Genomic DNA, 19,158 nt, shown 5'->3' with positions numbered 1-19,158 from the left:
GCCGCTCATCGCCCGGCTCCCGACATCAGGGCCCTGCCGATGATCAGCTTCTGGATCTCGCTGGTGCCCTCGTAGATGCGGAAGAGCCGGGCGTCGCGGTAGCACCGCTCGACGACGGTGCCGCGCATGTAGCCCATGCCGCCGTGGATCTGGACCGCGAGGTCCGCCGCCTTGGAGACCATCTCGGAGCAGAACAGCTTGGCCGCTGACGGGCCGATCTTGCGGTCGGCGCCGGAGTCGTAGTTCCGGGCGGCTTCGAGCACCGTCGCCCGGCCCGCGTAGACACCGGTCTGGATCTCCGCGAGCATCGCCTGGACGAGCTGGAACTCACCGATCGGACGGCCGCCCTGCTTGCTGGAGGCGGCGTAGGCGACCGACTCCTCGAGGATGCGCTCCGCCATGCCCACGCACAGCGCCGCGATGTGCACCCGGCCGCGCACGAGCGACTTCATCGCGGTGCCGAAGCCGGCGCCCTCCTCGCCACCGACGAGCGCGGAGAGCGGAACACGGACGTCGTCGAAGAACACCTCGGCGGTCCATGCTCCGGCCTGGCCGGTCTTGTGGTCCTTGGGGCCGACGCTGACGCCCGGCAGGGTCGAGTCCACGAGGAAGACGGAGATGCCCTTGGCACCGCGCACCTCGTCGCCGGTCCGGGCGAAGACCACGAACAGGTCGGCGAGCGGGGCGTTGGTGATGAAACGCTTGGCACCGTTGATCACGTAGGCGTCGCCGTCCCGGCGAGCCCGGGTGGTGAGCCCCGACGGGTCCGAGCCGGCCTCGGCCTCGGTGAGCGCGAAGGAGGCGACCGCTCCTTCGGCAAGGCGGGGCAGCCAGTGCTTCTGCTGTTCCTCGGTGCCCGCGTTGACCAGGACCTTCCCGGCGATGCCGTTGTTGGTGCCGAACATCGAGCGGAACGCCGGAGTGGTGTAGCCGAACTCGAAGGTCAGCCGGACGTCGTCGTACAGACTCGCAGCCAGGCCGCCGAACTCCTCGGGGAGCGTGTACCCGAACAGCCCCATCTCCACGGCCTTGCGCCGGATGTCCTCCGGTACAGCGTCGGTCTCCTCGATCTCGTCCTCGCGTGGCACCACGTCCTCGCGCACCAGGCGGCGCACCGCCGCGCGGACGGCCTCGAAGTCCTCGGCTTCCATGTACTTCTCCGTTCTGGCGTTCACTTGTTCCCGGCCGGTCCCGTCAGGACCACGAGCGCGTCCACGGCGACAACCCCGTGTCCTTGCTGACCGAGCAGCAGTGGGTTCACATCGAGTTCGGCGATTTCCTCGGAAAGATCCGCCGCGAGCCACGACACACGCGCCACGGCTTCCGCCGCCGCGTCGATGTCGCGCGGCGGTCCGCCGCGAACCGCCTCGAACAACCGGCTGCCGCGCAGCGACAGCAGAAGCCGGCGAGCGGTGTCGGTGTCGATCGGCGCGACGGCGACCCGGCTGTCGGCGAGGGCCTCGACCAGCACGCCGCCCAGGCCGACCACGACGACCGGACCGAACACGGGGTCGCGCCTGGCCCCGACGATCAGCTCCGTACCGGCCCTCGCCATGCGTTGGACCAGCAGCCGGGCGTCGTCGACCCCCGTGTCACGGGCGATGCGGAGCAGGTCCTGCGCGGCCTCCCGGACGGTGTCCGCTCGGTCGAGACCGAGCCGTACGCCGCCGATGTCGCTCTTGTGGCCGATCCGGTCGGACAGCAGCTTCACCGCGACCGGGCCGCCGATCTCCTGCGCCGCGATGACCGCCGCGTCGGCGGACCCCGCCGGCAGGGATGCGGCACAGGGCACACCGTAGGCGGCGATCAGCCGGGCCGACTCGTGCTCGTCGAGCTGTCCGCGGCCATCGGCACGGGCTGCCGCCAGCACGGACACCGCAGCGGCCCTGTCCGTGCCCGCCGGCCGCTGCGGTCGCGGCAGCGAGGGCCGCAGACTGTGGTCCGCCAGCAGACCGAGCGCCGCCGCGGCACGGCCCGGATCGGTGTAGCAGGGAATGCCGAGGTCACGCAGCCGCTGTCGGGGCCGGCCGCTGCCTCCGGTCCACACCACGGCGACAGGACGGTCCGTGGACGCGCAGGCCGCCTCGATGGCCTCTATGAGCGGCGCCGAGTAGCTGTCCGCGCAGCCTAGGAGGACGGCGATCATGTCGGTGTCCGGATGCTCGACGGCGACCTGGAGCGCGCGGCGGAGAATATCCGGCTGGGCCACGAGAGTGCCGGTGAGATCGATCGGGTTGCGCGCCGAGCCGTACTCCGGGATGACGGCGGCCATCCGCCGCTGCCAGTCGTTCTCCCAGGGGCGGACCTCGATGTCGTGTGCCACCGCGGCGTCGGCCATCAGGGCGCCGGCCCCGCCGGAGACGGACAACACTGTGAGCCTCCGGCCGTGGGCCCGGCGGCCGGTTGCGAAGATCTGCGCGGCGTCGAGCATCGGCTCGGGTCCGTCGACCCGCAGGATGCCGTACTGCCGGGCGGCGCCGTCGAAGACCGCGTCGTCCCCGGCCAGCGACGCTGTGTGCGACTGTGCCGCGCGTACACCCGCCGCCGACCGCCCGACCTTCACGGCGATGACCGGTTTGTCCCGCTCGTGCGCTTCCCGGGCGGCCTCCAGCAGCTTGCGGCCGCCGGTGACGCCCTCCAGGTAGGCCAGCACGACCTTGGTCTGGTCGGTGCGCACCAGCCCGTCCAGGAGTTCGGCCACGGACAGGTCGACCTCGTTGCCGGTGTTGAGGTAGTGCGAGATGCCTATGCCGAGGTTCTGCGCCTCGTTGAACACGAAACCGCCGAAGGCTCCGCTCTGGCTGAGGAAAGCCACCGGCCCGTCCTTCAGCGTCACCTCTCCGTCCAGCGCCGAACTGAACGTGGGTACCGCGCGGTCCCGGACTCCGATCATGCCCAGGCAGTTCGGGCCGAGCACCCGCACTCCACTCTCCTCGACGGCCGCCCGCAGGCCGCGCTGAAGCGCCTCTCCGGCATCGCCCAATTCGGCGAACCCGGACGCGCCGATGATCGCGACCGGCACACCGCGCCTGCCACAGGCCCACACCGCGTCCGCCGCCTGCTCGGCCGGCAACATGATCATGGCCAGGTCCACGTCGCCGTCGATCTCGTCCAGGCTGCGGTAGGCCGTCAGTCCCTGAACGTGACCGCGCCTCGGGTTGATCGGCAGAATCCGTCCCGCGAACCCCAGCCGCAGCAGATGATCCACCGGACGACCGGACAGCTTGGTCCGGTCGTCCGACGCACCGAAGATCGCGATGGACCGCGGGTACAGCAGTCTCCTCATGGCCTCGTCGCTGGAGGCCGGGGCCTGGCCGGACTGGCTGGCAGACACGGGCGACTCCTTCGACGACGGGCCCGGGTGGGGGACCTGGGCGGCCAGGTGGCGGCGACGCAGGCCGCGGGGGGCCACGCGTCGGCTGTCGACGTCGTGACCCGAGGAACCAGCCGTGACCTTCAGGTTGTTGCGAGCCTGCACACGGCGTAATGGCGTCTCCTCGAAGCTAGAGCGCCCGAACAAATGTCGTCCAACACCAAAGAGGCATATATTTGATTCGCCGGTGCGACACAATCGCACCTGACCTGCGCCGATAGGACCGGCTTGCACGGCTGGCCGTTCAGGTGTCGGAGCTGGTCCGCGACAGCGAAAGTGGCCCGCCCATGGAACTGAGGCATCTGAAGGCGTTCGTCACCGTCGCCGAGGAACTGAACTTCCGCCGCGCCGCGGCCCGGTTGCAGATGTCCCAGCCACCGCTGTCCCAGCAGATCAAGCGGCTGGAACGCGACGTCGGTGTCTCCCTGCTCCGCCGCACGACCCGGCAGGTCGCGCTCACCCCCGCCGGGCACGCCTTCTTGGCGGAGGCCCGTATCGCTCTCAAGGCGGCTCAGACCGCGCCGGAAGCGGCTCGCCAGGCGGCCGCCGGGCAGATCGGCGCGGTCCGACTGGGATTCAGCGGCCCCACTTCCCATGAAGCCCTGGTCCTCATGACCAAGAAGTTTCGTGCGCACCGACCTCATGTACGGCTGGAGGTACTCGGGCCCTTTCTGGCGGGAGAAATGGTCGAGCTGCTCAACAGGGACGAGGTGGACGCGGGCCTCATCCGGCTCCCGGTGGCGGGGTCCGGCATCCAGGTGCGGATCCTCACCCGGCATCCTGTGACGGTGGCGCTGCCGGCCGAACACCCGTTGGCCGGCCGGGAGAAGGTCGACCTGAGGGACCTGTGCGACGAGCCGGTGGTCAGCCACCCCACCAATCGCGGCGCCGGATTGGTCTCACTGATCCACAGCGCCTATCTGAAGTACGGCTCCAGTCCGAACATCGTGCAGGAGGCGCCGGACACGCACACCATCCTGTCCTTGGTGGGAGCCGGGGTGGGCATCGGGTTCGTACCTTCGCCCGCCGGTCATCTGAAGGTTCCCGGCGTCGTACTGCTGCCGGTCTCCGGTATCCCGCCGGTGGCACTGGCTCTCGCCTGGCGGAGAGAAGACCCCAACCCGGCTCTGCACGCTCTGCTCGAGCTGCTCGACGAGGTATCGGCCGAATGCAGCGTCCAGCCCGACGCGTCTGTCTGACACTCGCCCGGTCGGCCAGGCGGCTTCAGGGGCATCCCACGTGCGCGTCCACGACGCGACGACGAAGGCCAACATACCGACCGGTTACGTGCCACCAATTCAAACAGATTAGATAAGTGCACAGTTAAGCAGTGAACTGGACGAGGTCGGCCGCTCAGTTCGGGGACGGCACCGACGGTTCCAGCCCGTGGCCAGGGGACTGGGTGCGCCTGCATCGCCGGTGCGGGACGGCTCGGTCCGGCCAGGCCCCATGGAAGGGACCCGCCCGTCGCCTTCGAGCTGGAAGAGGCATCTGGTGGGGGGTAAGCTCACTCTGAGCAGCGACGAGGGGCTTGAACTGTGGCGTCGGGAACCAAGGGGTTGGTCGGCAATCTACCCGCTGAGGTGACCACGTTCGTCGGCAGGCAGACCGCACTCGCCGACGTCAAGCAGGCGCTTTCCACTTCCCGCCTGGTGACTCTGGTCGGTCCCGGCGGCGTGGGGAAGACGCGCCTCGCCTTGCGGGCCGCATCCGCGTCCCAACGTGCCTTCCGGGACGGCACCTGGTTCGTGGACATCTCACCGCTGCGCGACGAGGAACTCCTCGCTTCCACGATCGCCTACACCCTCGAACTCCAGACCCGCTCATCCCGATGGGCCTCCGCAGCGCTGAGCAGGCAGCTCGCGAACCGGTCGATGCTCCTTGTGCTGGACAACTGCGAGCACTTGAGTTACGCGTGCGCTGTGATGGCGGACCTGCTGCTCAAGAACTGTCCGAACCTGCGCGTGCTGACGACGAGCAGGCAACCGTTGGAGGTGGCCGGCGAGCATCTGATCTCCGTCAGCCCCTTGGCGGTCCCCGAGCCTCGTGAGATACCGACGTCCACCGCGGCGCTCGCTCGGTTCGATGCGATCGCTCTGTTCGTCGACCGGGCCCGCGCCGTGGAGCCCCGGTTCCGGCTGACCGAGGAGAACACGGCCGCCGTGGCCGAACTCTGCATACGCCTCGACGGGCTACCCCTGGCCGTGGAACTGGCCGCCGCACGGGTCAGGCACTTCTCACCTCAGCAGATCCTCGCACGGCTGGACAACGATCACGGCCTGCTCGACTCCGGTAGCAGGGTGACCGCACTCCGGCAGCGGAGCCTGCGGACCCTGATCGGATGGAGCCACGACCTGTGCTCCCCTGCGGAGCGGCTGCTGTGGGCACGGCTGACCGTGTTCTCCGGCAGCTTCAGCGCCGAGGCGGCTGAAGCGGTCTGCTCGGACGGCGACCTGCCCCGCGAGACGGTCCTGGCCACCCTCACCGGCTTGGTCGACAAATCTATCGTCGCGACGGACAGAGGCGACTCCGAGGTCCGTTACCGGATGCTGGCAACCATACGATCCTTCGGCCACAGGCAACTCCTGGCGGCAGGGGAAGACACGACGTTCCGCCGCAGGCACCGGGACTACTTCAGCAACGCCATATCGGACCAATACCACAATTGGTTCGGTTCTGACCAGCTTTCGCTCATGACCTTCATACGCGCGGAGCGGGACAATCTGCGGGCCGCGTTGGATTTCGCGCTCACGCAGCGGAGCGACCTGCCGCGCGCCTCGAGGGTCGCGGCCGCGCTCGGTGCGGAGACGATGCAGACTGGCCTCATGGGAGAGGGTCGGCACTGGATCGACCGGGTTCTCGCAGTCCTGGAAGACTCCGATGCCACGCGTCCTATGCTGCTGTGGATCGACGGCTGGTGCGCTCTGCAGCAGGGTGATCTCGGTGCGGCCGAGTCGATGCTGGAAGCCGCCCGGGCCACGGCGCACCGCGTGGGCGATCATCATGAGGCCGCGTTGGCGGCGGCGTACCTCGGCAATTGCCGCATGCTCCGAGGTGAGCTGAGAAGGGCGCTGGATCTCTTCGAACAGGTCCGGGGGCACCTGGAAGAGGGGCACGACCCCATGTGCCGGTCGATCGTCACCCTCAGAGCCGGCGCAACAGCATGGCGGCTTGGCGACACCGCACAGGGGATCGCGCTGTGTCGTGAAGCGATCGCAATCAGTGATTCACATGGGGAGCAGTGGCACAAGGCGGAGGCACTGGGAGAGCTGAGCGATCTCCTGTCGAGCGAGGGCGACTTGGACGAGTCCGCCGGTCTGGCTCGTGAGGCCCTGCGTATACAGCTGCGATTCCGGAACGCTCTGGGTACCGCGCAGTCCTTCGAGACACTGGCCTGGATCGCAAACCGGCAGAGCGAACACGAGCGCGCCGCTCGTCTGCTCGGCGCGGCTGACGCCCTCTGGGAGGCGACCGACGCTCAGCCGTACCCGCACCTGCAGGATCGCAAGGAACGCTGCGTGACAGAGACTGCCTCCGCGCTCGGCGGTCGGGCGTACGAAGAGGCTTACCGGCGTGGCAGGGAGTCATCGAGGGAGGACAACGCCGCCTTCGCGCTCTGTCAGCCCGCAGTTCGGCGGGAGGTCGGGTCCAGCCCGGCGGTTCAACTGACGAAGCGCGAACGGCAGATCGCCGAACTCCTCTCGACCGGAGCGAGCAACAAGGAGATCGCGGCGGCACTGGTCATCTCGCCCCGCACGGTCGAGGGCCATGTCGTCCACATCCTCGGGAAGCTGGGTTTCACCTCCCGGGTGCAGATCGCCGCCTGGGTGGCCACGCAGCACACAGCCGTGCCGATCGGTGAACCACGTGTTTCGCCCGGGTAAGCAAACCACGTAGTGCTTATGCGTGGGTTCACGGGTGTGGCCACGAACACGTTGGGCAATTCTTCTCGGCGAGAACGAGCACTGGGTGAGGAGCACCGTGCCGGGACTGACGACCTTCGTGGCTACCTGGCGGGCGACCGGCAAGGCCTCCGATGTCGCGGGAGCCGTTCATGCCCTGTTCACGGCGGCCGGGGAACGGATGACCACGGTCCGCACGCATGTCAGGTTGCTGCGCAGCTTTCGCCTCCGCGGCACACACCGGTGGTCCGGCGCCTTCGCGCCGACGGGCCGCGCATGGTGTGCCGCCTCGCCCGAAACGCTCAACCGCTGTGAGTCGGCGTCCACCATGCGGTGGAGTTCCCCGCGTCAGATGCGGACAGCGAGCTGCCGGCCGTCGCCGAAGGGAGTCAACCCTCATGGAAGCACTGGTGACCGACATGATGGCCGAGACCGACGAGGCTGAGGTGGTGTCGTTCGCTCCCCGCTCGGACAGGCGGCACCTCGAGACGCTGCTCGAGGCGTCCGAAGGGGGAACGCTCAGGACGTCCCTGGCCGACCTCGTGGCGCTGGGTTCGTTCCGGGACGCGCCTGCGGCTCAACGCGCAGTGGCGGGCCTGTGTCCCGTCGATCACGTCGTCTCCGTCGATGTCGGGCGCGTCGACACGAGCACGGTCTTCGAGATCCGCTGGACACCGGTGAGCGGGATCGTGAACCTGATGCTTGACTGGGATTTGACCGTTCTCGAGATCACCGTCGCCGAACTGGCCGTGTGGCTCGAAGCGGGCGAAACGGTGGTGGAGGGCTCGCTGGCCCGGCTGAGCGAGTTCCCTGGGGTCGAGATCGATACGAAAGCGGATGCGTCGGACAACGTCCGCATCGCGCTCGACGTCGAATACTGTCCGCTCACTGCCGCGCTCCCCGCCGCCTGACGGCTTCGCTACCTCCCGGGCACTCGGCCGAAGTCAGGTCTGACGTCCGGTCGGCGCCGAAGACCGAACTCAGGGTTTGCCTTTGCCTCGGCGCAGCCGTAGACGCCATCCGTGTCTGCGTACCGAACGCATGAACGAGAGCGGCATATCCGAGCTGTCACCATGCATGCACGCCGAACCCCGGACGGACGCCGACCGGGGTTCGGCCGCGCGCACGTGGCCCGGCGCCGCTCAAGCTGCCGGTCGGGGCGAGTCACGGAGCCGCGCGAGACATTCGGCAACTCCGGTCGGCACTCAAGCGACCAGCGCCCCTGCCGGTGGGCGGCCCAGCGCCGGCGTGCCCGGTTCCCGACGATCAGGTTTTATTATATAGTCAAATGAATAAGCTGATGCGTGAGGCGGTGGTGCCAATGGGCGGCTCCTGTGAAGGGTCAGCCTCTCCTGGCCTGCCATCGAGAAACCTCCCATGCTTGAGCGCAGCCAGGGGACACCGTCCCACTCGGCTCGACGGTCGGCTCGAAGGGCGCGGGCGACGACTACGCGGGCTCGATCAACTACGCGGCGGCCCTCCCCGAGCGAAGCACCCAAGACCTTGATATGGCGGAGCCGTCGGTACCTCGGCCGCACTCGCGCACCAGTTCCCCGATGACCATGGGCATCATCAAGCTCCAGGCCCACGAGGCCCTGGAGAGCACGGGCGAAGAGCCCGAGTGCCGGCGCCCCGGCACCGGCTCGGTCACCTGTGCGACCACGGCGCCTTCAAGGAGAGCGCGGCCGGTTTCCAGGAGAAGGGCCCACCCGCCTTCGCACCGCGGCATCCGATACGCCGGTGGAACCCCCTCCCTTGCCGACCGACCATCACGACGACGCCCTCGCCATCTTTTCGTTGTGCACCGTCCATTAAGGAGAAAGCAATGACCGAAATCCTCGAGAACCTGGAGTCCTCCCAGGTCGAGCCCCTCGTGCGGGGCAAGACCTGGGAGGAGATGAAGCCCGGCTCGACCTTCCGCACCGCCAAGCGCACGGTCACGGAAGCGGACCTTGTCCAGTTCATCACCTGGGGAGGTTTCAACGAGCCGCTCTTCTACGACGCCTCCCACGCCAAGGCCGGCGGGTACTCCGGGCGGCTGATCCCGGGCGCGATGATCTACTGCATCGCCGAGGGACTGATTCTCCAGACGAACGTCCTCAATGGCACGGGCCTCGCGTTCATGCACATGGAACTGTCGGTCAAGCGTCCCGTCTACGTCGGGGACACCCTGCACGCACTGGTGCACACCGTGGAGTCACGGGCCTCCAGCAAGCCGGGACGCGGCGTCGTCACTGCACACGTCAGCGTCCGCAACCAGCGAGACGAAGAGGTCCTCGTGTTCACCCCGGTCCGCCTGATCCGGGGCGCGGACTACCAGGAGGCCGAGCACTGATCTGTGTGGGTGGTGTGGGTTGTGTCGGTCGCGCTGATGTGTTCGGCGCGGCCGGGGCTCAGCCCATCAGGTCGAGTACGGTGGTGATGCCGCCGCGGACGAGGTAGTCGCGGGCTTCGGTGAGGTGTTTGCGCCACACCTGTCGGGCGGTCTCGGCGTCGCGTGCCTCGACCAGATCGACGATGCGGTGGTGCGCGACCAGGACCTTGCGGCCGGCACAGTGGAGCGAACTCAGGTTCGAAGACCCGCGTGACGGGCTCCTCGAACACATCAGCGGGTGCCTTCGCCCCAGGTGCGATCAATACAGTTACTTCATTTCGCTTAGATAAGTCTTCCAGTCGACATACGGAGACCATTGCATGAATACGGACGAATCCAAGTGGGCCGGCGCCAATTTTCAGGAACCTCCCCGATCGGACGGGGGTGTGGCGCTGTGTGGCGCGTGCCGCGTACAGGGCGTCTGTCGGGTCGGGTTGACGACCGAGAAGCTTCATGACGGGGTTGCTCACTTCAAGCTCGAATGCCCACGTACCCATGAGGGCGGCCCGAACGTGGCACACGGCGGGTGGACAAGCTACGTCATGGATGAGGTGATGGGTCATCTGCCCCTGCTGAACAAGCAGATGACCGTCACGGCGGAGATCAGTGTCAGCTTCGTCAAGCCGGTGCCTGTCGAGCGACCGCTGGAGGCACGTTCATGGATCACCCGGCGTGAGGGATCACGGTGGTACCTGTCGGGTGAGCTGGTGCTGGAGTCATCGGGAAGCGTTCTCGCCAAGGCGTCCGGCATCTGGGTCGCTCGTGATCCAGATAGGCATTTCAGGCGTCACCAGGCTTGGCTCACTGAGCAAGAGGGCCAGTGATGCGACGGGACTGCCCGTGTGACCGTTCAAGGCGGGAAGGGGTCGGCGCCAACGGAGGTCGGAACCCTTCATCCGCACCCTGCTCGACGAATGAGCCTACCTGCGGCCCTGCGCCAGTGACGACGAACGCACCGAAGCCCTGACGGACTTCCTGCACGCCTACAACCACCACCGCTGCCACACCGCCCTCGGCGGCCACCCACCGACTCAGCCGCGTGGACAACGCTTCGGGTTGAAACAACCAGCGCCTGGATCAGTCACGTTGGAGTTGGCATCTGCCGCCGGTCTCAGCGAATCCGATGTCGGCGTTCCCCGTCTTGGCGGCTCAGGATCGCTCCATGAGCCGCCAGCGCGCGGGCTCGCCTCGTTCCTCGCGCACCACTCCGCGCCGCGCGAGGGCGCGCAGGTGAGCGGAGGCCTCGCCCACCGCCGCCTGCTGGGCGAGACCCTCCATCTGTTGCCACGGCCGCGACCAGTGCATGTGCGCAGCCACGTCCCAGGCGACGTCCGCCCCCGCCTCCAGTGCCGACAACACCTCCGCGAACCGCTTGTCGTGGTGGTGCCGCAAGGCCTCCAGCCGACCGTCGAGGTCGGTGAACCGCCGCTCGTGGGCGGGTAGCACCTCGCAAGCGCCCCGCCCGGCGAGCCGGTCGAGGGACCGGAGGAAATCGCCCAGCGGATCGGCCTCGTCGTCGCGGGGTGCGGGCACGTTCGGGGTGATGCGCGGCAGAACGTGGTCACCGGTCAGCATCAGGCGGTGACGGGGCTCCCAGAAACACAGGTGGCCCGGCGAGTGCCCTGGGGTCCAGATCGCGGACAGTTCCCATCCCGGCACATCAGGCCGGGCGCCGTCCTCCATCAGGACATCGGGTCTGGGGCTGTTTCCAAACATGTCCAGCGCACGCAGTCGCCGCCGCTGGCGCTCCAGAACCTCCTGTGGCGCCCCTGCGTTACGCAGCATGGCGAGGTTGTCCCGGACGAGGTCGGCGTCGTCAAGCCATGACAGGACATCGGCGTCGGCTGGATGGAGAGAGATCCACGCACCGGACGCCGCACGGACCCGCCCGGCCAGACCGTAGTGATCGGGGTGGACGTGCGTGACCAGGACGCCCTGGACGTCCTCGATGCGTGTACCGACCCCGGCCAGTCCGGCGGCGAGGGTGTCGAACGCCTCGTCGGTGTCCCAGCCGGCATCGACCAGATACGGCCCGGCGTCGGTTTCGAAGACGTAGACCAGCACATAGCGCAACGATGTGTTGGGCAGCGGCACCGGGATGCTCCATATGCCCGGCCGCACCTGGCTGACCGGCGGCAGTGGCCGCTGCCCAGCGGCGATGCCGGCCGAGTCGGGTACCTGTGGGGCGGGGCTCGTCATAGCGTCCTCCTCGGAGCGTGACTGCGCCAGCACCCTGGCGGGTGGCGCAAAACTGCTGGAGCACCAAACGGCCGACGCCGTTGTGAGATCAGCGCTGATGGGTCATCAGCCGCTGCCAGGTATCCCCTGATTGTGGGGTTCTGGGCATGTGGCGGGGGCATGTGGCGGTGATCGAGAACACCACTCTAACCGAGGGGTTCCTCCCGGGCTCAACCGGTCGTCGCAACACCGGGCTCTGAATCGACAGTAGATGCTCGTTCAGGGCTTCGGCCGGTGTCTTCCAGTCGAGCGTCCTACGGGGCCTGCTGTTGAGTGCCAGAGCGACGGCCTCGAGCTCGTCGGCTTCCCACCGCGACAGGTCGGTGCCCTTTGGGAAGTACTGGCGAAGGAGTCCATTCGTGTTCTCGTTGGTGCCGCGTCGCCAGGGGCTCGAAAGCTCTTTCCGCCCCACACTCGGGGCAGGCGCCGAGAATATCTTTCAGCCCCTCCGTGAGTCTGACGATACGGCACCGCTGCATGGAAGCGCCGTCGCCAGGGGCGTCCATGCGCGCCGCTCGGCCGGGCGCTCCCAGCGAGGATCGGACCGGGAGCGGTGGCGTGCCCTCGAGGGCGGACGCCGTACAGCTCCCGAGAAAATTGATTTAATCATCTATCTGCTTCTATCATACAGATCAAGGTGGAGCGCCGCCGTACGTACTTCAACGAGGAGAGTCCGTGTTCGACGATCACGACGAAGAGGTCATGGGGAAGCCGGCCTTCGAGCTCCGGCTTCGCGACGGACAGCCGCTCGTGAGCGGGTGCTACTTCATGCATCCCGTGCTCCAGGTCGCCGACGCGACCTGGGACGACCAACGGCCGGAGCGGATCATGGTGACCGCGGACGACGGAAGCCGGTGGTTCGCCGACTCGGTCCCGAAGACGGGCGTGGCCAACGTGGTGCTTCAGCCACTGGAGGGCTGACCGGGTTGGAGGTCCTGGCCGCGCTGCCGCGGCCCGACGGAGCCCGCGCCGCGAACGGGCGTTGCGCGCGTCTGACTGTCCCACCGGGGCAGCCCCGCCCATCGCCTCGTCCGACAGGGAAGCCGCCGTGTGGTCCGGTTCGCCTCGGACAGCTACCCGTCGACGACCTCAGGGGACTGCGACCGCGCGGCACCGGCCGCCGGCGTCGGGCGCGGTCAGCCTGCCCGCTCGGTCGCTGCCATCAGCTCGTCGCGGTGCTGATCCGCCCATCGCTCGAACGACGTGAGAACGAGATCGTACGGGGCGGCGTGTCGCTGGCGGGCCGCGTAGCCGACAACGTCGAACCAGGCCTGAGTCGATGCCCACGATGCCCTGCCGAACCTGGCGTCGGCCTCCTCCCGGGACAGACAGGACACGGACACAGTGCGACCGGTGGCCTTCGTGATGGTCTCGGCGATCTCCGGGAAGGTGAGCAGGTCGCCGCCGAGTTCGATCTCGGCGCCCGCGAATCGTTGCGGATCGGCGATCGCCGCGGCGGCCGCGGCACCGATGTCCGCAGCCGAGATCAACGCCACCGCGGTCGAGGGGGCGGTCGCGACCGGAAGCTCGCGATCAGCCAGGAGGGGAAACATCCAAGCGGCCTTGGGGGCGACGAAGTTCTCCATCATCAGGGCGGGCTTGAGGATGGTGTAGACGTCGACATCCGCGTCTCGGACCATCGCCTCCACGTCTTCCTTGCTGTCCCAGTAGTGGCGCAGCGTGTCGTCGACGTCCACCTCCGGGCGTGCCGCGCGCCAGCCGGTGGCAGACACGGAAGTGTGGACCAGGTGGGCGACCCCGGCCCGCTGGGCCGCGTCGATCAGGTTGCGCGCGTGCCGCCGCTCGGCTCCTCCGGCCGCCTGCACGGAGAACACGGCGGTACAACCGGAACACGCGACGTCCAGCGTCGAGGGGGTGTCGAGATCGCCGACGACGAGGGGCACTCCTCGTGCCGCAAGGGCGCGGGCAGGCTGTGACTCAGGATCACGGACCAGCGCCACAACATCTGGTCGCATACGGTGAAGCGCCAGGGCCACCGCACCGCCCTGCGCTCCAGTCGCTCCCGTGACGAGTATTCGGCCAGTCATGTCGTTTTACCTCCGTGACGACGTTCAAGGACAGGTTCCGGAATCCTCCGGCGCCGGTCGCCGCCGGTCGGGCCCTTGACAATGCACACATCAGCGGCGACTGGAACCCCGGTCGTACCGCCCGGGGCCGTGACCCGGCGCATGGCGGAGGCCGAGAGGGCCGAGCGGATCCCGCTCTGCCCTCGGTGACCAACCGTTCCGTCACGGACCACGTGACCCTCCATAAATACCCGATCGTGCACAAATGACTTAATGATCTATTTGTATATATCACGGCAGCCCAGGCGGACTCGCCACACACACACTTCACGGAGGAGAGGTGCTCGAGGAGCAGGCGGCCGACCGGTGACGACTCTCGCGCCCGAGGCGCACCCACACGGTGGACGGCGCCTCGACCACGGGGGAATCTCGCGATCACCGACAGGTCGGCGAGCCAGGAGAATCCACCCTGACCGAAGGCCCTGTCGTCGCCACCGCCACAAGCCACGGCTCGATACGAGGATCGTCGCATGACGGTGCGCTGCCCGTACGCAGCAGAGACCACCCCCTCATGCGGCTTCCCTACCTGAGTCATCTAAGTTAGAATAGTTAAATGATTCTTGCTCTGTAGTTGTGCTCATGTTTCCATACATTTCAGGACCACATCCCGGTCTGCTTCGACGGCCGTCACGGACATGAGTCGGTGCACGGCGGACCGGTGCGGCTACGATCCGCCCCCGACGGCGGCCGGAGCGGAACGACGGCGCCGGTTCCGGACCAGCCTGCCCACGGAACGTCTCCGCGTCTCGGGCTCCTCCGCCACGGGAGTTTCCCGCAGAGACACCAGGACGCGTGGTTCGGCAGAACCCATTCCATGCTACCGACGACGAAGGAGTCCAGGTGACACGTCCAGTTCTTCAAGGTCTGACGGTCCTCGAGTTCGGCGCGGGCAGCCATGCCGCATCGCTCGCGGGCGTTCTGCTCGCCGACAACGGCGCCCGCGTGATCAAGGTCGAGCCGCCCGAGGGCGACCGCATGAGGACGGCAGCGCCGTCCGCCTTCCTCGTGTTCAACCGGGGCAAGGAAAGCGTCGTGGCCGACCTGCGGACTCCGGAAGGCCGCCGGCAGGCGCAGGAACTGGCCGCTTCGGCGGATGTGGTGATCACCGCATTCGCTCCAGGTGTCACGGAGGAGTTCGGCGTGGCGTACGAGCAGCTCGTGGGCGCCAACCCGGCTCTGATCCACTGCTCGATCAACGCCTTCGGTTCCACCGGCGAGTACGCGCACATCAAGGCCTACGAGCACGTCGTCCAGGCCAAGGCCGGCGTCTTCAAGCTCGGCACCGGTGGCTACTTCGGTTACCGGCCCGACCCGATCTTCGTCAACGGCAACGTGGCGGGAACGGGCGCGGGGCACCTGGCCGCGTCGGGTATCGCCGCCGCGCTCATCACCCGTGAGCAGACCGGCCGGGGACAGCGGCTGGAAGTTCCGCTCTTCCACGGCCTCACGGGCACCGACTACTTCGGCACGATGACGTGGCAGGTCGTGAACGGCAAGGTGGCCCTGGCCAAGAAGGGCGACGAAGGCGGTACCGCGCGGCAGTCCGTCGCCGCCAGCCGGTTCGCGTACCAGCCCTGCACGAAGGACGGCCGCTTCGTGTACTTCACCGCCCTGCTGCCGCACCAGGCGAAGGCGATCCTGCGCGCCCTGGAGATCGACGATCTGCTCGAGGACCCGCGCTTCGCGAAGGCCCCCACCTTCGCAACCGTCGAGGACGCCCAGGCCTACGAGGACGCGATCTGGGAGGCCTTCCGCACGCGGACCTGGGCCGAATGGGACGTCAAGCTGCGCGCTGACGTCGATATCGCCTACGAGCTCATCCGCACCTGTGAGGAAGGCCTGGACCACCCGCAGGTTCGCCACAACGGCGAGGTCATCACGGTCGAGGTCCCCGGCATCGGCCCGGTCGAGCAGGTCGGCCCGGTGGCCCGATTCGACAAGACGCCCTCGGAGATCAGCCGTCCGGCACCGGCGATCGGGGAGAACCAGGGTCCGCTCAGCCCGCCTGCGGCGCGGCCGGGCGCGGGCGACGGCCCCACACCCGAGCACCCGTTGTCAGGCATCACGGTCGTGGAGTTCGGCTACTTCTACGCCCTGCCCTTCTCGACGGCGCTGCTCGGCTCCCTGGGCGCGCGCGTCATCAAGATCGAGGACCGCAACGGCGACCCGCTGCGCTTCGCCTTCGGTGCTCCGGAGACGGGAGCGGCGAAGACGATGGAGGGCAAGGAGTCCATCTCCGTGGACCTGCGCACCCCCGAGGGCCGGGAGATCGTGCGCGACCTCGTCGCCCGCGCCGACCTCTTCGTCAACGGGTTCCGCGGCGGCATCGCCAAGAAGGCGGGGCTCGACTACGACACGCTCAAGACGGTCAATCCCGGTCTGGTGTACCTGCACGCGACCGGGTACGGAGTGGACGGTGAGTTCGCCCCGCGGCCGATGTTCGCGCAGTGCGCCCAGGCCGTGGCCGGCGGTATCGCGCGGCAGGCCGCGTTCTGGCTGGACCCGGCACTGACCACGGACATGAACGTTCTGGAACTCCAGCACGTGATCGCTCCCCGTCTGTTCGGCATCGTCGACGGGGATTCCAACGCGTCCTACGCGAATCTCACGGCCATGACCCTGGCGCTCTTCCACAAGCGGCGCACCGGCGAAGGACAGTTCCTGACCACGTCGATGCTGGGCGGGAACCTCTGGGCCTACGCCGACGACGCCGTCCGGTACGAAGGCAAGCCGCAGCTGGCCCAGACCGACCCCGATCTCAACGGCCTCCAGGCTCTCTACCGGCTCTACCAGGCCTCGGAGGGCTGGGTGTTCCTCGCCGCGCCGCGGCAGAGCGAGTGGGAGCAGCTCACGGCGGCACTCGACCGCCCGGGCCTCGCGACCGACGCGCGGTTCGCCACGCCCGAGGACCGGGCCGAGAACGACGAGGTACTCGCCGCCGAGCTCGAGCAGATCTTCGGCACCCGGCCGGCCGCCGAGTGGGAATCCACCATGGTTCCGCGCGGCATCGCCTGCGTCGTCGCCAGCGAGAAGACGATCTCCGAGCTGAGCAACACGGATCCGGTGCTGAAGGAGACGGGCCTGGTCGCCGAAGTGGACCACCCGACGTTCGGCCGCGTCCTGCGGCACGGTGTGCCGGTGCTCTTCTCGGAGACCCCCGGCAGGCTCGCGCCCGGATGCGTGACCGGACAGCACACCCGGACCGTCTTGGAGGAACTGGACTACAGCCCCGAGCGCATCGCCGAACTGGAGGAGAAGGCGGCGGTGTACGTCTCGCCGCTGGCGTGAGGCCACGCATCAGCAAGGTGGCCACTCACGTGGCCACCCCCACCTGACAGGGAAACAGCCATGCACCCCCTGAGCGATGCCGAACTCGTCGATCGGCTTCCCGACATCCTGATCAATCACGACAACAAGGCGTTCTACCGCGGATGGCTGGAGCGTCGGCTCCTGCTCAACCGATGCCTGCAGTGCGACACCTGGCACCATCCGCCCAAGCCGGTGTGCCCGGAATGCTGGTCGGACGCGGTGGTTCCGACCCCGGTCTGCGGCGAGGGCACCGTCCATCTCCTGATCCGGCTCCGGCAGGGGCCTCCTGCCGACGGCGTCGACTACTCGACTCCCCATCCCGTGGCCACGGTCGAGCTGGCCGAGCAGGAGGGCCTGCGGTACACCTCCACGGTGATCGGTGACGGTGCCGCAGACGTGGCCATCGGTGACTCCGTACGACTCACCTGGATCGAGCGCAACGGTGCGCCTTACCCGGTCTTCGAGCGCTCCGGGGCCTCCTCGGCCTCAGAGCGCTGACGCCGAGGTCTGCGCGGTACATGAACGAAAGGGAGCACTATGCCACGCAACCCGGTCAAGGACCAGGTCGCGATCGTCGGTGTCGGGTCCACCGGCTTCTCCCGTCAGGGGGCGAGCCGCTCACGTGACGCTCTCGTCGCCCAGGCCTGCATCGACGCGGTCCGCGACGCCGGCGTAGGCAAACAGGAGATCGACGGGGTCTGCGGCGGCTTGCCCAGGGCGAGCACGGTCGTGTCGATGCTGGGCCTGCCCGAAGTCACCCACTACGTGAATCATCCACCACCGTTCGGGTTCACCATCGTGGACGCCATGAACGCGATCCACGCCGGTTCGGCCGACGTCGTTCTCGCCTACCACGCCATGTACCGCAGCCCTTTCGTCTCCCGGTCCGCGGCCTCGGACCCGTTGCGGCGCCACCTCGGATGGGCGGGCGAGCCGATCGGCCGGCCTTGGCGGACGGACCCCGAGCAGCTCGAAGGCTCCCCCGGCTACGCCGCGTGGGCCAGCCGGTACCTGCATGAGTACGGTGTCCGGCGGGAGCAGCTCGGCTACGTCGCCGTCAACAACCGCACGAATGCAGCGGACAACCCGCTCGCAGCCATGCGCGATCCGCTGACCATGGAGGACTACCTCGGCGCCCGCATGGTCCGTGACCCGCTCTGCATGCTCGACATGGACGTGCCGGTGGACGGTGCGGACGCCTTCGTGCTGACGACGGCGGAGCGGGCCCGTGACCTGACGGACCACCCGGTACTGATCCACGCCGCGACGACGGGCACCACGGCGAAGAACGACGAGGACCAGATCAGCGGCCTCGGCCACCACGGCCAGCAGGTCGTGGCCAAGGAACTACGGGCCAAGAGCGACATCTGGGTACCGGATGTGGACGTGTACTTCCCCTACGACGGCTTCAGCTTCATCACTCTCTCGTGGATCGAGAACGTGGGTTGGTGCGGCGAAGGCGAAGGCGGTGCCTTCGTCGAGAGCCACTGGGAAAAGGAAGCCAACCGCATCATGATCGACGGTCGTGTCCCGGTGAACCCCCACGGAGGCTCACTGTCCGAGGGCGCCACCCAGGGATCCGGACACATCCGGGAAGCAGTCGTGCAACTGCGCGGCGACGCGGGCGACCGGCAGGTAGCGGGTGCCCGGTCCGCCCTGCTGACACTCGGAGGCTTCTTCTTCAACGCGCAGGGCCTCGTGCTGCGGCAGGGCTGAAGAGGCGCCCCGCGCCGGGCGGCCGTTCACAAGATGGAGCCCTTCAAGAGCGCACAGCCCAGGTCGCAGGCGCGGCCTGGGCTTTCTCGTGGGCGGGATTGCCCGGTCCCTGCGCGCAGTTCCCACTCGATTCGCCGACTGGGCCGGGGCCGCTCGTTC

At 68.1% G+C, this 19,158-nt stretch carries 14 protein-coding genes and 2 pseudogenes; 10 read left to right on the top strand and 6 right to left on the bottom strand.

Annotated features, from left to right (window positions below; all coding sequences use genetic code 11):
* Positions 1-5: 5 nt before the first annotated feature.
* Together MKW14_RS28110 and MKW14_RS28105 are read right to left on the bottom strand one after the other, a co-directional pair.
* Positions 6-1,175: an acyl-CoA dehydrogenase family protein gene (locus tag MKW14_RS28110; RefSeq protein ID WP_240866853.1), complete on the bottom strand. Its 1,170-nt coding sequence runs from the start codon at positions 1,173-1,175 to the stop codon at positions 6-8.
* The gene (locus MKW14_RS28105) at positions 1,172-3,334 is read right to left on the bottom strand and encodes an acetate--CoA ligase family protein (RefSeq protein ID WP_240866851.1); all 2,163 of its coding nucleotides are present in this window, start codon (positions 3,332-3,334) and stop codon (positions 1,172-1,174) included. Before MKW14_RS28105 ends, MKW14_RS28110 begins: the two co-directional genes overlap by 4 nt.
* A 326-nt stretch (positions 3,335-3,660) precedes the next feature.
* Here MKW14_RS28105 and MKW14_RS28100 point away from each other — a divergent pair, with 326 nt between their 5' ends.
* From MKW14_RS28100 to MKW14_RS28085, 4 genes are all read left to right on the top strand, one after another.
* Positions 3,661-4,572 carry a LysR substrate-binding domain-containing protein gene (locus MKW14_RS28100; RefSeq protein WP_240866849.1) on the top strand — a complete coding sequence of 304 codons (912 nt, stop codon included), beginning with the start codon at positions 3,661-3,663 and terminating at the stop codon, positions 4,570-4,572.
* A gap of 384 nt (positions 4,573-4,956) precedes the next feature.
* Positions 4,957-7,257: an ATP-binding protein gene (locus MKW14_RS28095; protein ID WP_240866847.1), complete on the top strand. Its 2,301-nt coding sequence runs from the start codon at positions 4,957-4,959 to the stop codon at positions 7,255-7,257.
* Positions 7,258-7,673: 416 nt separating this feature from the next.
* Positions 7,674-8,186 (top strand): hypothetical protein, encoded by a 513-nt coding sequence (locus MKW14_RS28090; protein WP_240866842.1) that lies wholly within the window; start codon positions 7,674-7,676, stop codon positions 8,184-8,186.
* 914 nt (positions 8,187-9,100) lie between these two features.
* The gene (locus tag MKW14_RS28085) at positions 9,101-9,610 is read left to right on the top strand and encodes a MaoC/PaaZ C-terminal domain-containing protein (RefSeq protein WP_240866839.1); all 510 of its coding nucleotides are present in this window, start codon (positions 9,101-9,103) and stop codon (positions 9,608-9,610) included.
* 58 nt (positions 9,611-9,668) lie between these two features.
* Here MKW14_RS28085 and MKW14_RS28080 read toward each other — a convergent pair whose 3' ends face one another.
* On the bottom strand, positions 9,669-9,881 hold the full coding sequence (locus MKW14_RS28080; RefSeq protein WP_240866837.1) for an FCD domain-containing protein: 213 nt from the start codon (positions 9,879-9,881) through the stop codon (positions 9,669-9,671).
* 88 nt (positions 9,882-9,969) lie between these two features.
* Here MKW14_RS28080 and MKW14_RS28075 point away from each other — a divergent pair, with 88 nt between their 5' ends.
* The gene (locus MKW14_RS28075) at positions 9,970-10,473 is read left to right on the top strand and encodes a PaaI family thioesterase (protein ID WP_240866835.1); all 504 of its coding nucleotides are present in this window, start codon (positions 9,970-9,972) and stop codon (positions 10,471-10,473) included.
* A gap of 67 nt (positions 10,474-10,540) precedes the next feature.
* Positions 10,541-10,709: pseudogene (locus tag MKW14_RS28070) on the top strand (integrase core domain-containing protein); the annotation flags it as partial.
* A gap of 89 nt (positions 10,710-10,798) precedes the next feature.
* On the opposite strand, the gene MKW14_RS28065 reads toward MKW14_RS28070, so the two are convergent.
* Together MKW14_RS28065 and MKW14_RS28060 are read right to left on the bottom strand one after the other, a co-directional pair.
* Positions 10,799-11,848: an MBL fold metallo-hydrolase gene (locus tag MKW14_RS28065; RefSeq protein WP_240866833.1), complete on the bottom strand. Its 1,050-nt coding sequence runs from the start codon at positions 11,846-11,848 to the stop codon at positions 10,799-10,801.
* 209 nt (positions 11,849-12,057) lie between these two features.
* Positions 12,058-12,278: pseudogene (locus MKW14_RS28060) on the bottom strand (transposase); the annotation flags it as partial.
* 284 nt (positions 12,279-12,562) lie between these two features.
* Here MKW14_RS28060 and MKW14_RS28055 point away from each other — a divergent pair.
* A complete protein-coding gene (locus MKW14_RS28055; RefSeq protein ID WP_240866831.1) occupies positions 12,563-12,808 on the top strand; it encodes a hypothetical protein in 246 nt (81 codons plus the stop codon).
* Positions 12,809-13,023: 215 nt separating this feature from the next.
* Here the strand turns inward: MKW14_RS28055 and MKW14_RS28050 are convergent, their stop codons facing one another.
* Positions 13,024-13,935, bottom strand: coding sequence for an NmrA family NAD(P)-binding protein (locus MKW14_RS28050; RefSeq protein WP_276621968.1), 912 nt, complete (start codon positions 13,933-13,935; stop codon positions 13,024-13,026).
* Between the two features lie 879 nt (positions 13,936-14,814).
* Here MKW14_RS28050 and MKW14_RS28045 point away from each other — a divergent pair.
* The 3 genes from MKW14_RS28045 to MKW14_RS28035 are packed head-to-tail and all read left to right on the top strand — an operon-like array spanning position 14,815 to position 18,999.
* Positions 14,815-17,262: a CaiB/BaiF CoA transferase family protein gene (locus MKW14_RS28045; RefSeq protein WP_240866830.1), complete on the top strand. Its 2,448-nt coding sequence runs from the start codon at positions 14,815-14,817 to the stop codon at positions 17,260-17,262.
* A gap of 60 nt (positions 17,263-17,322) precedes the next feature.
* The gene (locus MKW14_RS28040; protein WP_240866827.1) at positions 17,323-17,781 is read left to right on the top strand and encodes a Zn-ribbon domain-containing OB-fold protein; all 459 of its coding nucleotides are present in this window, start codon (positions 17,323-17,325) and stop codon (positions 17,779-17,781) included.
* A 39-nt stretch (positions 17,782-17,820) separates the two neighbouring features.
* Complete coding sequence (locus tag MKW14_RS28035; RefSeq protein WP_240866824.1) at positions 17,821-18,999, top strand: thiolase family protein; 1,179 nt, start codon at positions 17,821-17,823, stop codon at positions 18,997-18,999.
* The last annotated feature ends 159 nt before the right edge of the window (positions 19,000-19,158 follow it).

Source organism: Streptomyces gilvus, from assembly GCF_022513565.1.
Lineage (GTDB): Bacteria > Actinomycetota > Actinomycetes > Streptomycetales > Streptomycetaceae > Streptomyces > Streptomyces gilvus.
Note: the sequence above shows the minus strand (reverse complement) of the source record. Positions and strands in the feature narration are given on the sequence as shown.